Source organism: Acetobacter sp. KSO5, from assembly GCF_044094635.1.
GTDB lineage: Bacteria > Pseudomonadota > Alphaproteobacteria > Acetobacterales > Acetobacteraceae > Acetobacter > Acetobacter cerevisiae.
This window is the reverse complement of sequence record NZ_CP172014.1, coordinates 300054-313715: the sequence shown is the minus strand read 5'-3', so window position 1 is coordinate 313715 and position 13662 is coordinate 300054. Positions and strand designations below refer to the sequence as shown.

Genomic DNA, 13662 nt, shown 5'->3' with positions numbered 1-13662 from the left:
AGGGCAAAAGTTCTCCGGCCAGGCCTCTGGCCATTCATGCGGGGAACCTTTATCCCCCCATACATCTTGTTGCCTGGACCTAAAGTAGAATGCCTTTTCAGAATGCCCCCGCCTCTCTTGCGAGCGCTCTTGCCGCTCGCGGGTACGAATCCGCAACTCCAGTTCAGGCTGCCGTTCTGGCACCTGACGCCGAAGGTCGGGACCTTCTTGTTTCAGCCCGCACTGGCTCCGGTAAAACCGTGGCCTTTGGTCTGGCTATGGCGAACACCCTGCTGGATGACAACGGCCGCTGCCCCCCGCCGGGCGCGCCGCTGGCTCTGGTGATTGCCCCTACGCGTGAACTCGCCCTGCAGGTGCGTAATGAGCTGGAATGGCTCTATGCCTCCAGCGGTGCACGCATCGTCTCCTGCGTTGGTGGTATGGAGCCCCGCGTGGAAGCCCGTGCCCTGAACGCTGGCTGCCACATTGTTGTCGGCACGCCGGGCCGCCTGTGTGACCATCTCTCCCGCGGGCAGCTCAAGCTGTCCAGCCTGCGCGCCGTCGTGCTGGATGAAGCCGATGAAATGCTTGATCTCGGCTTCCGCGATGAGCTGGAAACCCTGCTGAAAGCCGCCCCGCCGGAACGCCGCACCCTGCTGTTCTCCGCCACCATTGCGCGGGACATTGCCAATCTGGCCCGCCGTTATCAGACGGACGCCCTGCGCATTGATACGCAGAGCGGCAGCGCACCGCACACGGACATTACCTACCGCGCCGTGCTGACGGACCAGTCCGACATGGCGAACACCATCGTCAACGTGCTGCGCCAGATGGAGTCTCCCTCCGCCATTGTGTTCTGCCACACGCGTGAAGCCGTGCGGCAGTTGCAGGGAATCCTGACGCAGCGTGGCTTCTCCTCCGTCGCCATCTCCGGTGACCTCGGGCAGAACGAACGCAGCCGCGCCATTGAAAGCCTGCGTCACGGTCAGGCCCGCGTTTGCGTTGCGACCGACGTGGCCGCCCGTGGTATTGATATTCCGGACCTCGGTCTGGTGATCCACGCAAGCCTGCCGTCCAACCCTGCGACCCTGCTGCACCGTTCAGGCCGCACCGGGCGCGCCGGGCGCAAAGGCACCTGTGTGCTGCTGGTTCCGCCCTCACGCAGAAGGCTGGCTGAACGCCTGCTGGAAGGGGCGAAGGTTACGGCAGAATGGGGTGGCGCACCGACACCGGAAGACATTGCCAAGGCTGACGCCGAGCGCCTGCTGTCTGCTCCGCAGCTCTCCATTGCCGTGCCGGAAGCCGGTGGCATGCATGAGCTGATCACCAAGCTGACGGAAACCCATTCGGCTGATCAGCTGGCTGCGGCTCTGATTGCCATGTGGCGCGCCAACCTGCCGGAACCGACCAGCGTCCGCGTTATTTCTCCGGGTTCTGTCAAAAAAGCCCCGCGTGAACGCACGCGCCGCGATGACGAAGACGGTGACCACCGTGGCCCGCGTGAGCCAGGCTCATGGTTCCGCCTGTCTGTTGGGCGTGAAGACCGCGCAGACCCGAAATGGCTGGTGCCGATGCTCTGCCGTCTGGGCGGCATCCGCAAGCAGGATATCGGAGCGATCCGCATCCAGCCCGACCACACGCTGGTGGAAATTGCACAGGATAAAGCCGAGCGCTTCCAGTCCTGCGCTGCTGGCGCCGATGCTGATGAAATCACGGTAGAGCCCTCTGCTCCGCCGCGTGGTGGTGCAGGCCGTGATGGTGGCCGTCCGCCGCGTGCCGGTGGCCCGGGTGGTCGCCCCCCCCGTAAAGGTGGCGGCGGTGGCGGCTTTAGCAAAAGCGGTCCGTCCAGCCGGAAACGCAAAGCCTTCTGATCTTTGATCAGATGCAAAAAAGGCCCCTCCCGAAAGGAAGGGGCCTTTTTCTTGCCTAAACGCTCAGAGCCTTACAGCTGGGGCACCGTGGTTGCATCTTTCCAGTCGGAATTGATGCGGTCTTTCTGGCTTTTCCAGGCATTTTTCGCATTCTGCCCGGCATTGTTCCATTTGTTCTGCGCGTTCTTGCCAACATTGGTTACGCTGTCACGCTGAGCTTCCCACTTCTTGCGCGTCTCATCGCTCGCGTTATTCCACTTGTCCTTCGCGTTCTGCTCCGCGTTGGTCACCTTGTCGCGCTGCGCTTCCCATTTTTTACGGGTCTCTTCGTTCGCGTTGTTCCACTTATCCTTCGCGTTCTGCTCCGCGTTGGTCACCTTGTTACGCTGCGCTTCCCACTTCTGGCGGGTCGCATCGCTGGCATTGTTCCAACGGGCCTTCGCCTGATCCTGCGCGGACTGGCGGGCATTTTTCAGGTTGGATGAAAATTGGTTGGTATCAGTCTTGACGGCATTCCGCGTATTCTCCACTCCCTGCTGCACCTGCTGCTGCGCGCAGGAGCTCAGAGAGAGGCAAGGATCAGCGTAGGCGGCTGTGGCTGAAACCAGAGCCGTTGCAAGCGGCAACCCCATAATGGCGATTTTCCGAATGAACTGCATAAATATTCCTTCCATAGGTCCTGAGTGCTCTCAGGAAGACAGGCATGTTTTAGACAGGGAATTTTGTCAAAAAATGGCCCATTCTGCCTCAGCAGGGCAGAGTTGCTCTCATGCCCACATCTGTTTTTTTGTGTTTGGAGAATAAACCCTGATGATCAAGCCTTCTTTACTCTGCAAACACATGCGCAGACCTCAAAAACGGGCCGGACTTGCTTTGGCTACGGCGCTTTGTCTGTCTGCTGCCCCGGTCTACGCCGCCCCTGCCGCGCCGCCAACCGCACCCCATGCAGACGCCCCCAAAGCAGCCCCCAAAGAGTTCACCGGGGCTGCCGCTCTGCTGCCGGATGACGCAATAACCCACCACACAGATACGTTTGCTGGCCACAAGATCAGCTACACGGCCCACACGGGCACGCTTGTGCTGCGGGATGATGCTGGCAAACCCACCGCCCGCATCTTTTACGTGGCCTATACGCAGGATGGCGCGGACCCGGCAAAGCGCCCGGTTTCCTTCTTCTTCAATGGCGGCCCGGGGGGTGCTACGGCTTATCTGCATCTGGGTGCCGCCGGCCCCACAGCGCTGACCTTCCCCGCAGGCAACCCGACCGATGGCGCCAATGCCCGTCTGGCGCTCAACCCGGATAGCTGGCTGCCCGACACCGACATGGTGTTTATTGATGCCCCCGGCACCGGCTGGTCCACGCCGACCGACCCGAAAACAGCCGACAAAACCTTTTATGGCGTTAAGCAGGATGCCAAAGCCTTTGCCAAGACCATTCAGCTCTGGGCCAACACCAATGGGCGCCTGACCTCTCCGCGTTATCTGGTTGGAGAAAGCTACGGCGGCATTCGCTCCATTGAGGTGGCGGAAGCCCTGGCGCAGCAGCAGAATCTGATGGTGAACGGTATCATCATGATCTCGCCCGCGCTGGATATGGGGCTTCTGGATACCAGCAACAGTATTCTGGCCTCAGCCCTCACGCTGCCTTCTTTTGAAGCAGCCAAACTGGCCATGCAGCACAAGTTGACGCCGGAGACGGCCGCACATCAGCTGGATGAGGCCTATCATTACGCGCTTGGCCCGTATCTCTCCACGCTGGCCAACACCCCGCCAACAGGGGATGCCGCGCGTGATTTTTATGAAGACGTCGCCAACCACACCGGCCTGCCGCAGGACGTCATTGCCAAGGAACGCGGCCAGCCGCAGCCGATGGCGCATGATGTCCGCAGCCGGGACGGACGCCTCTACACGCTATATGACGCGACCGTCTCCATTGCGGACCCCTTCCCAGAAGGTGTGGATAATGGTGACAGCCCGGACCCCACCCTTTCCGGTTTTGGGCGTGCCTACGGCAGCGCGTTTGAACAGTATGCCAGCAAGACGCTCAACTATCGGACGGACCTGTCTTACGAACTGCTGAGCATGAAGGTAAATGCCGCATGGGACTTCCGGGGCGATGGCGAGCCTATGGCGCACCAGATTCCCGTCCTGCGCCGCCTGCTGGCCTTAAACCCGACCCTGCGCATCTTTATTGCCAATGGCTATTATGATCTGGCCTGCCCGTTTGCCAGCGCACGCTGGGTAGCGGAGCATATCCCGGTAGGCCGTAACCGCATTGGCCTGCACACCTATCCCGGCGGCCACATGCTCTATACCCGCCCGGACAGCCGGGCCGCTCTGGCGCGGGATGTGAAGGCGTTTCTCGCTCCCTGAGCCAGCCGGACCAAACCCGCCAGAACACAAAAAAGGCGGGAGAGGTTTCCCTCTCCCGCCTTCTTCTGACGTTGCTGTAAGCGGACGCCCTTGCCGGATCAGCGCTTGCTGAACTGGAAGGAACGACGTGCTTTGGCGCGACCGTATTTCTTACGTTCAACCTGACGAGAGTCACGCGTCAGGAAGCCAGCAGCTTTCAGAATGCTGCGCAGGCCGGGTTCGTAGTGCGTCAGCGCGCGGCTGATACCGTGACGAACAGCGCCAGCCTGACCGGACAGACCACCACCAACGACGGTGCAAACCACGTCGAACTGGTTGTAGCGGTCAGCCACCAGGAAGGGCTGCGTCAGCAGCATGCGCAGCACGGGGCGAGCGAAATACGTGCCAACGGGACGACCGTTAACCGTGATGTCGCCTTTACCGGGCTTGATCCACACGCGAGCCACGGCGTCTTTACGACGGCCCGTTGCGTAGGAGCGGCCCTGCGCATCGCGTTTGACTTCATAGACAGGGGCTTCCGGAGCCGTGGCAACCACGTCTTTCAGATCAGCCAGCGTGCCTGTACGTTCCTGAGTTTCAGACATGATGCTCAGCCTTTCTGCGCGTTAACGACGTTTTTGCGATTCATAGCCGCAACGTCCAGCTTCTGCGGCTGCTGGCCGTCATGCGGGTGCTCTGCACCGGCGTAGACGTGCAGGCTGCGCATCTGCTGGCGCTGCAGCGGACCACGGGTGATCATGCGTTCAACAGCCTTCACCACAACATGGTCCGGATTCTTGCCTTCCAGACGCTGTGCAATGGTGCGGGTCTTGATGCCGCCGGGGTAACCCGTGTGGTAGTGGAACAGCTTCTGACCAGCTTTGTTGCCCGTCAGCGCCACTTTTTCGGCGTTGATGACAACAACATGGTCACCACAGTCAACATGCGGGGTGAACTGAGCTTTGTGCTTGCCGCGCAGGCGGTTCGCGATGATGACGGCCAGACGACCCAGAGCGAGGCCTTCGGCATCGATCAGGATCCAGTTCTTCGTCACCTCCGCGGGTTTCAGCGAGAGGGTGGTCTTCATGAGAGTGTGATTCCGTTAAGACTATAAGCTTTGAAGATGGGCGCCTTATGCGTGCGCAAAAGCACTTCGTCAAGAGCAATCGGCGTTCACCCCCGTAAAATCAACAGTTTTTCACACGGTAACATATTACCGCACCCAGACTTGCAGCACCCCCACCCGTGCATTACACGGGGAGATGCGTTGAAGACTTTCTTTGTAAAAACAAGCAGGATTCCTACCTGGTGAAGAAACATGTTCCTGTTACGGTTGCTGGCATTGCAGCCCTTGCCTGTGTTGGATGGCTGGCCGCGCGCCATGCCGAGCATGTTATGCTGGAAAAAAGCATCAACAGCTTCCGCCAGACCTTAGGGCCGGACGCATCCCTTACCTATAAAAAGGCATGGCCCGGCCTGCTGGGCCGGAGTGTGAAGTTTACCGCGCTGGTGTTCCGGCAGGGGCAGGAGAGCATTACGGCGGACGACGCGGAAATTTCCAAGGTCAGCACCAGCGGGGATGACGCCAGACGAATCGGTCACCTTGTCTTCCACAAGTTTCAGCTGACAGACACCTCCGGCAACCTGCGGATGGATGATCTCGCGCTGGAGGGTGTCACGCTGCCCACCAGCGGGGATGACAAGCACGGCACGCCGCCGCAGGGGCTGGAAATCAAGCATGTGGATGCCAGCAAGCTGCACGGCTTTATCAGCAGCCTGCAATCCGACATCTCGGCCAGCCGCCTGACGGTGGATGATTACGGCAATGATGAAGCCTCCCATCTGGACGCCCGAGGTGTCCGGCTGGCCACCAATGTTGCGCCGCAACGCCAGATCAGCGCCAAATCCGTGCTGGTGGACGGCGTGGATCTGGCGGGCCTTTATAATAACCTCACCTACAACATGCCCTATACGCCGCGTAACGGCGTGCGGGACATTCAGGTCGACGGGCTGGCGATTGATGGCACAGGCCCGCTGATGCATGTCGCCAAGGTGTCTTCCCACGCGACCCATTCCGAAGCATCGGAACAGGAAGTCTCGAGCGTTCAGGGGCTGGAGCTGTGGCCAGCTGTGCCCAACCTCTCCCTGCTGCCCACGCTGGGCTATGACCATTTCCGTGGGTCACTGGTGCTGAACCTGACGCATGACTACAAAGCCGAAAAACTGCACATCGACACCTTCAGTCTGGACGCCCCGGATATGGGCCGCCTGACGCTGGATGGTGACTTCAGCGAGGCCAATACCCTCGCTCTGCTCTCTGCCGGTGCGGCCGATATGCAGGTGATGAGCATGAACCTGTCCTACAAGGACCACGGGCTGGTGCCGAAAGTGCTGGAAAACTCCGCCAGAGCGCGGGGCGTGACGCCGCAGGAGTTCACAACCGCCCTCCAGACCGATCTGGTCCCGCAGGGTAGTGACCCGAACGGACCCGTGCCACAGTTTGTCCGCTATCTGGCCCATCCGGGCAGCGGCCCGCTGACCATCACGCTACGCCCGCAGCAACCTGTGCCGCTGATGGCCATTGCCGCCAGCCTGAGCATGCTGCCCTCAGCACCGCAGATCGCACAACAACTGGGCCTGACAGTTCACGCGCCTTAAAACTCTGCTTCAGCGGTCTGTCAGATGAGCCTGACGGACCCTTTCAGGCCCCGTCGCGATGTATCGAGCTTTATGGCGTGGGAGTTGGTGGCGCTGTAACGGGTGCGCCCGCAGGAGCACTGGCTGCCGCGGGCACGTTCCCGGAAGAGGCCGGGTCCCTTAAAGAAATACGCGGAAAGGGGGCGGACACAGGCACCGCCGACTCAGCACCTGTTGCGGGCGCATTTTTCGGCTTGATGCGCAGATCAAACGTATGATCCTGCTCCGGTGGCTGGAGGCGCTGGATATAGAGTTGCTCATGCCGGTAGGACACCCACACCCGGTTATGCCGCAGGAAATCCGCCCCCAGCAGAGCGTAACCGTTCGTTTCAATGGGTGAGATGCCAAGCAGCGGGTTCGGATACAGTTCATCCCCTATCTGCAGGCTGGCAAAACGGTGCAGATGGCTGCCGTCTCTGCGTTTCCCGGAAACACCGGTGGACGTGAACGTAATATCCTGCGCCAGATCGTCCTTTGAAACGCCTGCTTTCCGCGCCTGAGATGGCAGCACGGACGTGTGCCAGGCACCACTATCCAGCATGGCGTCAATCTTCTTCCCGTTCAAACGTATGGTCGTGCCGATACGGAGCTCATGTGTTCCCAGACGATACCAGTCGACCTTTGAAGACGGCCCTTCCCACGTGGGTGTTGGGGTTTTGCATCCGCTGAGCTGATAGAGCGCAATCTTCCCGCCGGGCAGGTCAAACATCACATCATAAGACTGAAGGAAGTCGGCCCCAAACAACCCGACAACAGGCCGCCCTGCAATCGTGCCACCAAAAGACCGTTTGGCCTGCGTCAGATAGACTTCACCACTCGTGCCGGACCCAAGTCCCATCTTGTCCGCCTGCATGATGGGGGAGAGCATCTCTCCCGTCACACCGCTGATATTGAGGACGTGCCCGGTATCCACGAGGCCGAAATTTTTGCTGGCCTCTTCCGAGATCATGGAAATATCGGCCCCGCTATCCACAATCATCGCGGCATCATGCCCGTTGATTGTCACACCGACGATCGGCGAGCCCTGTTTATTCAGAACGGGGAGGTCCCCAAGGGTCGAGACCTGACACACCCCGTTCTGTTCTGCACATCCGGCCAGCGTCAACAGAGACACCATGCCGATCCAACCTGATTTATGCACGCCCTGCCCTTCTCTCAGTCTGCACGGCAGGACACACTCAGGTCGCCTCAGCCGTTCTTTTTTGCGGCCCCGCCACGCGGACGCAGCGCGGGAAGCATTTCCCCGGTTACCGCGTAATAAACACGCTCTGCAATATTGGTGGCGTGGTCCCCAATACGTTCTAAATTTTTAGCCACGAAGAGCAGGTGAATACATGGGCTGATCTTGCGCGGATCTTCCATCATGTAAGTCACCAGTTCACGGAACATGGCGGTATAGAGCTCATCAATGGCCGTATCGGAGCCCCAGACCTGCATGGCGCATTCACTGTCATTATTGACCATGGCCTCAATGGCGCTGTGCAGGTTTTCCTGCACCAGACGCGCCATGTTGCGCAGCGCACCAAAGGACAGAGCCCCATCCAGCGGTTCCACCTTCAGCGCCCGGCGGGCAATGCTGGAGGCGTAATCCCCGATCCGCTCGAAATCGCCCGTTATTTTCAGCACGGCGATAATCACCCGCAGGTCAACCGCCATGGGTGCGCGCAGGGCCAGAATGCGGATGGCAAGGCTTTCTGCCTCACGCTCCAGAGCATCCACTTCCACATCCAGTTCTGGTGGTTCCAGAGCGGCTTCTTCATCCTGGTCCACCACGGCGGCAATAGCCCGCGCTGTCTGGCGTTCCACCAGACCACCCATGCGGGCCACCAGCCCACGCAGACGGTCCAGCTCCTGATCATATCGGGTGACGGTATGCGCGGGTTCGTTCCCCATGAGTGTGTCCTCCCTGTTCAGCCGAAGCGGCCGGTAATGTAGTCCTGTGTGCGGCTTTCACGCGGGGCGGTGAACATCCGCGCCGTGCTGTCCACTTCCACCAGTTCACCCAGATAGAAGAAGGCCACCTGATCCGCACAGCGGGCAGCCTGCTGCATGTTATGCGTGACGATGGCGATGGTGAATTCGGTTTTGAGTTCGTCCAGCAGCTCTTCAATGCGTGCGGTAGAAACCGGGTCCAGCGCACTGGTCGGCTCATCCAGCAAAATCACTTCCGGGCGCACAGCAATGGTGCGGGCAATGCACAGACGCTGCTGCTGGCCACCGGACAGTGCTGTGGCGGACGCCTGAAGACGGTCCTTCACCTCCGGCCACAGGGCCACGCGGCGCAGGGCATCTTCTACGCGCCCGTCCATTTCGGACCGGGACACACGCTCATGCAGCCGGATGCCGAAGGCGATGTTGTCATAGATCGACATGGGGAACGGGGTTGGCTTCTGGAACACCATGCCCACGCGGGAGCGCAGGGCGTTCAGGTCCAGCCCGCTACCGAGAATATTCTGGCCGGAGAACAGCACCTCGCCCGTGGCGCGCTGGCCCGGATACAGATCATACATCCGGTTCAGCACCCGCAGCAGGGTGGATTTGCCGCAGCCGGAGGGGCCGATCATCCCCGTTACGCTCCGCTCGGGAAAGCCCAGCGTAATGTTATGCAGCGCGTGGGTCTTGCCGTAATAGAAATCCAGATTGTTCACCTGGATGGCAATCGGGCGACCTGACACGGCAGAGGCTGATGCCTCCACTTCCACGTCAGCCGACGGCGTAGCCTGCATGGTGTTCTCGTTCATGTCCGTCCTCCGCGGATGCCAACCCGCACCACAATATTAATAATGAGCACACCCACCGTAACCAGCAGGGCACCGGTCCATGCCTGCTGCATCCAGTCCTGATAAGCGGAGCCTGCATACTGATAAATCGCCACCGGAAGGCTGGCCATCGGCCGCCGCATATCCAGAGACCATTCGGAATTCCCCAGCGAGGTAAACAGCAAGGGCGCCGTCTCACCCGCCACGCGGGCAATGGCCAGCAGCACGCCGGTCATAATACCGCCGCGCGCGGCCCGCACACAGATAAACAGAATAACGCGCCATTTTGCCGCACCCAGCGCAATGCCAGCCTCACGCATGGAAACGGGGACAAGCCGCAGCATGTCTTCCGTCGTGCGCACAATAATCGGCATGGCCATGAGTGAGAGCGCCGCCGCACCGGAAAAGCCGGAAAAGTGACCGAACGGCTCAACCAGCACCATGTAGATAAACAGGCCGATAAGAATGGACGGCGCAGAAAGCAGCATGTCCGACACAAACCGCACGGTGCGGGCCAGTTTGCTGTCCGCCCCGTATTCCGCCAGAAAAATCCCCGTCAGCAAGCCGGCAGGCGCACCCAGCAGAATGGACAGGCCCGTTTGCAGCAGACTGCCGACAATGGCGTTAGCCAGACCACCACCCGTCCCCGGCGCGCCCATGGAATGGGTGAACAGGGAGAGCGTGAGACCCGGCAGGCCGTTTTTAAGCAGGGTCCAGAGAATGGAGCCGAGCACAAACACCACAATCAGCATGGCCAGCCAGCTCATGCCGGTTGCCAGCTTGTCGATGATCTTGCGGCGCAGAGCCAGAACGCCGGACCGCTGAGGCCGGTCTGCGGCCTGCGAGAATACCGGGCGCGTCATGAGCGTTTTCCTGCGCGTGCTTCACCCCGCGCCAGAAAAATACGGGATACCCAAAGGGTCACAAAGGAAATTGCCATCAGAATGGCCCCCAGCGCCATCAGCGAGGACAGCTTGAGGCTGCCTGCCGGGCTTTCCGGGAATTCCAGAGCAATCAGGGAGGCGATGGTGTTAGCCGGTGCAAACAGGGACCAGCCGATATGGTTGCTGTCACCAATCACGAACGTCACTGCCATGGTTTCCCCCATGGCGCGGCCCATGCCCAGCACAATGCCGCCCACAACACCCTGACGGGACCAGGGTAGCACAACCTGACGCATCACTTCCCAGCGGGTCGCGCCCAGCCCGTAAGCGCTCTCACGCAGCACAGTCGGCATGGACACAAAAACATCGCGCATCACGGCGGTAATAGACGGCACAACCATAACGGCCAGCACCAGCCCGGCTGTGAGCAGCCCCGTGCCAAACGGTGCGCCGCTCACCAGCGCGGAGAGCACGGGCACATGCCCAAACATGTGGCGGGCGGTGGGCTGCACGTAATGCGCCATGACCGGCACCAGCACAAAAAAGCCCCACATGCCGAAAATAATGGAAGGCACAGCAGCCAGAAGCTGCACGGCCATGCCAATAACGGAGGAGATCGTCGGCGGTGCGAGTGCTGTCAGCCAGAAAGCAGTGCCAAACGCCAGCGGCACGGCAATCACCAGCCCCAGAAAACTGCTGGCCAGCGTGCCGAACACCGGGGCCACAGCCCCGAAATGCTGGGTGACCGGGTTCCAGATGGCGGTGACAAAGAAGCTCGGCCCAAAAGTGGAAAAGGCTTTCCACCCCCCTGTAACCATAACGGTGATGATGGCGCCCAGCACAATGAGCACGCTGATGCCTGTCAGAACGACCAGCGTTCTGAACAGGGCGTCACCATCCCAGCGCCGGGTTATCTGAGGCGGTTCAGCCTGTGTGGGCTGCTCTGCGGTTCCGTCCATCTGCACTCCGTTCCGATCTACAGGTCGGGAATGGGGAGCAATACTGAACCCCCCGGCTGCCTGCAACCAGAGGCGTTCACAATCTCCCCCATACGCAACAAATGTCATGAAACTGTAGCACTTTTACACCGAATATGTCCCTCCCCCCTTCCCCACACCCTGACACAGCACCACTTATGGCGTAGGATGCGCGCCCGCATTGTCGGCCTGCCTGAGATTAGGCCGTTCATTTCTACCCTTTTGTTGTATTGACCAGAGAGACCCCCGCAATGGCCGGTTACCGTTCCCGCACCACCACCCATGGCCGCAACATGGCTGGCGCACGCAGCCTGTGGCGCGCCACAGGCATGAAGGATTCCGACTTCGGCAAGCCGATTATTGCCGTCGCCAACTCCTTCACGCAGTTTGTGCCCGGCCATGTGCACCTTAAGGACATGGGCCAGCTGGTGTGCGAGGCCATTGCGGAAGCCGGTGGTATTGGCCGTGAGTTCAACACCATTGCGGTGGATGACGGCATTGCCATGGGCCATGGCGGTATGCTCTACAGCCTGCCCTCGCGTGAACTGATTGCCGATGCCGTGGAATATATGGTCAACGCACATTGTGCGGATGCGTTGGTGTGCATCAGCAATTGTGACAAGATCACCCCCGGTATGCTGATGGCCTCCATGCGGCTGAACATTCCGGTGATTTTTGTCTCCGGTGGTCCGATGGAAGCTGGCCGCGTCACGCTGGATGATATCGAACAGCGGGCTGACCTCGTCACCTCCATGGTCGCCGCCGCCAACCCGAGCGTGAGCGAAGCGGATTCGCAGACCATTGAACGCTCAGCCTGCCCGACCTGCGGCTCCTGCTCCGGCATGTTCACCGCCAATTCCATGAACTGCCTGACGGAAGCCCTCGGCCTCTCCCTGCCCGGCAACGGCACGCTGGTGGCGACGCACGCCGCACGGCGCGAGCTGTTTGTGGAAGCAGGCAAACGGATTGTGGATCTGGCCCGCCGCTATTACGAGCAGGACGACGCCAGCGTGCTGCCACGCAGCATCGCCACGATGAAAGCGTTTGAAAACGCGATGTCTGTCGATATCGCCATGGGCGGCTCCACCAATACCGTTCTCCATCTGCTGGCCGCAGCGCATGAGGGCGAAGTGCCCTTCACCATGCAGGATATCGACCGCCTGTCCCGCAAGGTGCCGCATCTGTGCAAGGTCTCCCCGTCCCGCCCGGATGTGCATATGGAAGACGTGCATCGGGCTGGCGGTATTCCCGCCATCATGGGCGAACTCGACCGCCTCGGCCTGCTGCATAACGAAATCCCGATGGTCCATGCCCCGTCCCTGAAAGACGGCCTGGCTGCGTGGGACATCCGCTCCGCTGAGGGAGCAAGTAACGCCAACGCCCGTGACTTCTTCCGTGCCGCCCCCGGTGGTGTGCGCACCACGCAAGCGTTCTCTCAGGCCAGCCTGTATAAAGAGCTGGATACGGATCAGGAAAACGGGGCCATTCGTGATGGGGCCCATGCCTATAATCAGGATGGCGGTCTGGCTGTGCTGTATGGCAATCTGGCCGAAGACGGTGCGATTGTGAAAACAGCGGGTGTCGCAGCTGGTCTTGAAACCTTCTCTGGCCCGGCTCGCATTTTTGAAAGTCAGGATGACGCCGTTTCGGCCATTCTGAGCGACAAAATCAAAGCCGGCGATGTGGTGGTCATTCGGTATGAAGGCCCCAAAGGCGGCCCCGGCATGCAGGAAATGCTCTACCCGACCAGCTATCTGAAATCCAAAGGGCTGGCTGAGAAATGCGCCCTGATTACCGATGGCCGCTTCTCCGGTGGCAGCTCGGGCCTGTCCATTGGCCATATCTCTCCGGAAGCCGGGGAAGGCGGCGTGATTGGTCTGGTAGAAGAAGGCGACCGGATTGAGATCGACATTCCCAATCGCCGCCTGTCCGTTGCCGTGCCGGATAGCGAACTCTCTGCCCGGCGTGAGCGGATGGATGACAAGGGTGATGCCGCATGGCAGCCGAAACGCGACCGCGTTGTGTCTACCGCCCTGAAAGCCTACGCAGCCCTCACCACCAGCGCCGCCCGCGGTGCCGTGCGTGACCTGAGCCAACTGACCCGCCGCGTGCCGCGGTAAGACGGATTATCAGGGAGGCAGGC

At 60.5% G+C, this 13662-nt stretch carries 12 protein-coding genes; 4 read left to right on the top strand and 8 right to left on the bottom strand.

Annotated features, from left to right (window positions below; genetic code table 11):
* Positions 1-89 precede the first annotated feature (89 nt).
* Positions 90-1850 (top strand): DEAD/DEAH box helicase, encoded by a 1761-nt coding sequence (locus ACHQGU_RS01425; protein WP_062141036.1) that lies wholly within the window; start codon positions 90-92, stop codon positions 1848-1850.
* 71 nt (positions 1851-1921) lie between these two features.
* Here ACHQGU_RS01425 and ACHQGU_RS01420 read toward each other — a convergent pair whose 3' ends face one another.
* Positions 1922-2509: a hypothetical protein gene (locus ACHQGU_RS01420; protein WP_062274246.1), complete on the bottom strand. Its 588-nt coding sequence runs from the start codon at positions 2507-2509 to the stop codon at positions 1922-1924.
* Positions 2510-2690: 181 nt separating this feature from the next.
* Between ACHQGU_RS01420 and ACHQGU_RS01415 the strand changes: the two genes are divergently transcribed.
* Positions 2691-4223: a S10 family peptidase gene (locus tag ACHQGU_RS01415; protein WP_395495626.1), complete on the top strand. Its 1533-nt coding sequence runs from the start codon at positions 2691-2693 to the stop codon at positions 4221-4223.
* A gap of 98 nt (positions 4224-4321) precedes the next feature.
* Here ACHQGU_RS01415 and rpsI read toward each other — a convergent pair whose 3' ends face one another.
* On the bottom strand, positions 4322-4807 hold the full coding sequence (rpsI, locus tag ACHQGU_RS01410; protein WP_043549344.1) for a 30S ribosomal protein S9: 486 nt from the start codon (positions 4805-4807) through the stop codon (positions 4322-4324).
* 5 nt (positions 4808-4812) lie between these two features.
* Positions 4813-5289: a 50S ribosomal protein L13 gene (rplM, locus tag ACHQGU_RS01405; RefSeq protein WP_062141030.1), complete on the bottom strand. Its 477-nt coding sequence runs from the start codon at positions 5287-5289 to the stop codon at positions 4813-4815.
* Positions 5290-5510: 221 nt separating this feature from the next.
* On the opposite strand from rplM, the gene ACHQGU_RS01400 reads away from it, so the two are divergent.
* The gene (locus ACHQGU_RS01400; protein WP_395495625.1) at positions 5511-6860 is read left to right on the top strand and encodes a hypothetical protein; all 1350 of its coding nucleotides are present in this window, start codon (positions 5511-5513) and stop codon (positions 6858-6860) included.
* A 70-nt stretch (positions 6861-6930) separates the two neighbouring features.
* Here ACHQGU_RS01400 and ACHQGU_RS01395 read toward each other — a convergent pair whose 3' ends face one another.
* The 5 genes from ACHQGU_RS01395 to pstC all read right to left on the bottom strand — a co-directional run bounded on the left by ACHQGU_RS01395 (position 6931) and on the right by pstC (position 11501).
* Complete coding sequence (locus tag ACHQGU_RS01395; protein WP_395495624.1) at positions 6931-8016, bottom strand: aspartyl protease family protein; 1086 nt, start codon at positions 8014-8016, stop codon at positions 6931-6933.
* A 71-nt stretch (positions 8017-8087) separates the two neighbouring features.
* The gene (gene phoU, locus ACHQGU_RS01390; RefSeq protein ID WP_062141024.1) at positions 8088-8792 is read right to left on the bottom strand and encodes a phosphate signaling complex protein PhoU; all 705 of its coding nucleotides are present in this window, start codon (positions 8790-8792) and stop codon (positions 8088-8090) included.
* Positions 8793-8809: 17 nt separating this feature from the next.
* A complete protein-coding gene (pstB, locus tag ACHQGU_RS01385) occupies positions 8810-9625 on the bottom strand; it encodes a phosphate ABC transporter ATP-binding protein PstB (protein ID WP_395496355.1) in 816 nt (271 codons plus the stop codon).
* Positions 9626-9636: 11 nt separating this feature from the next.
* On the bottom strand, positions 9637-10521 hold the full coding sequence (gene pstA / locus ACHQGU_RS01380) for a phosphate ABC transporter permease PstA (RefSeq protein WP_062248986.1): 885 nt from the start codon (positions 10519-10521) through the stop codon (positions 9637-9639).
* Entirely contained in the window at positions 10518-11501 is a 984-nt protein-coding gene (gene pstC / locus ACHQGU_RS01375; protein WP_062248988.1) for a phosphate ABC transporter permease subunit PstC, read from the bottom strand. Before pstC ends, pstA begins: the two co-directional genes overlap by 4 nt.
* A gap of 269 nt (positions 11502-11770) precedes the next feature.
* Between pstC and ilvD the strand changes: the two genes are divergently transcribed.
* Positions 11771-13639 carry a dihydroxy-acid dehydratase gene (gene ilvD, locus ACHQGU_RS01370; RefSeq protein WP_062274259.1) on the top strand — a complete coding sequence of 623 codons (1869 nt, stop codon included), beginning with the start codon at positions 11771-11773 and terminating at the stop codon, positions 13637-13639.
* Positions 13640-13662: the final 23 nt, after the last annotated feature.

What these genes read in the sequence shown, in the direction of transcription:
- ACHQGU_RS01395 (WP_395495624.1), bottom strand. Translation starts at nt 8,016, where the DNA reads ATGGTGTCTCTGTTGACGCTGGCCGGATGTGCAGAACAGAACGGGGTG.
- ilvD (WP_062274259.1), top strand. Translation starts at nt 11,771, where the DNA reads ATGGCCGGTTACCGTTCCCGCACCACCACCCATGGCCGCAACATGGCT.
- ACHQGU_RS01425 (WP_062141036.1), top strand. Translation starts at nt 90, where the DNA reads ATGCCTTTTCAGAATGCCCCCGCCTCTCTTGCGAGCGCTCTTGCCGCT.
- pstA (WP_062248986.1), bottom strand. Translation starts at nt 10,521, where the DNA reads ATGACGCGCCCGGTATTCTCGCAGGCCGCAGACCGGCCTCAGCGGTCC.
- pstB (WP_395496355.1), bottom strand. Translation starts at nt 9,625, where the DNA reads ATGCAGGCTACGCCGTCGGCTGACGTGGAAGTGGAGGCATCAGCCTCT.
- rplM (WP_062141030.1), bottom strand. Translation starts at nt 5,289, where the DNA reads ATGAAGACCACCCTCTCGCTGAAACCCGCGGAGGTGACGAAGAACTGG.
- pstC (WP_062248988.1), bottom strand. Translation starts at nt 11,501, where the DNA reads ATGGACGGAACCGCAGAGCAGCCCACACAGGCTGAACCGCCTCAGATA.
- ACHQGU_RS01415 (WP_395495626.1), top strand. Translation starts at nt 2,691, where the DNA reads ATGCGCAGACCTCAAAAACGGGCCGGACTTGCTTTGGCTACGGCGCTT.
- rpsI (WP_043549344.1), bottom strand. Translation starts at nt 4,807, where the DNA reads ATGTCTGAAACTCAGGAACGTACAGGCACGCTGGCTGATCTGAAAGAC.
- ACHQGU_RS01420 (WP_062274246.1), bottom strand. Translation starts at nt 2,509, where the DNA reads ATGCAGTTCATTCGGAAAATCGCCATTATGGGGTTGCCGCTTGCAACG.
- phoU (WP_062141024.1), bottom strand. Translation starts at nt 8,792, where the DNA reads ATGGGGAACGAACCCGCGCATACCGTCACCCGATATGATCAGGAGCTG.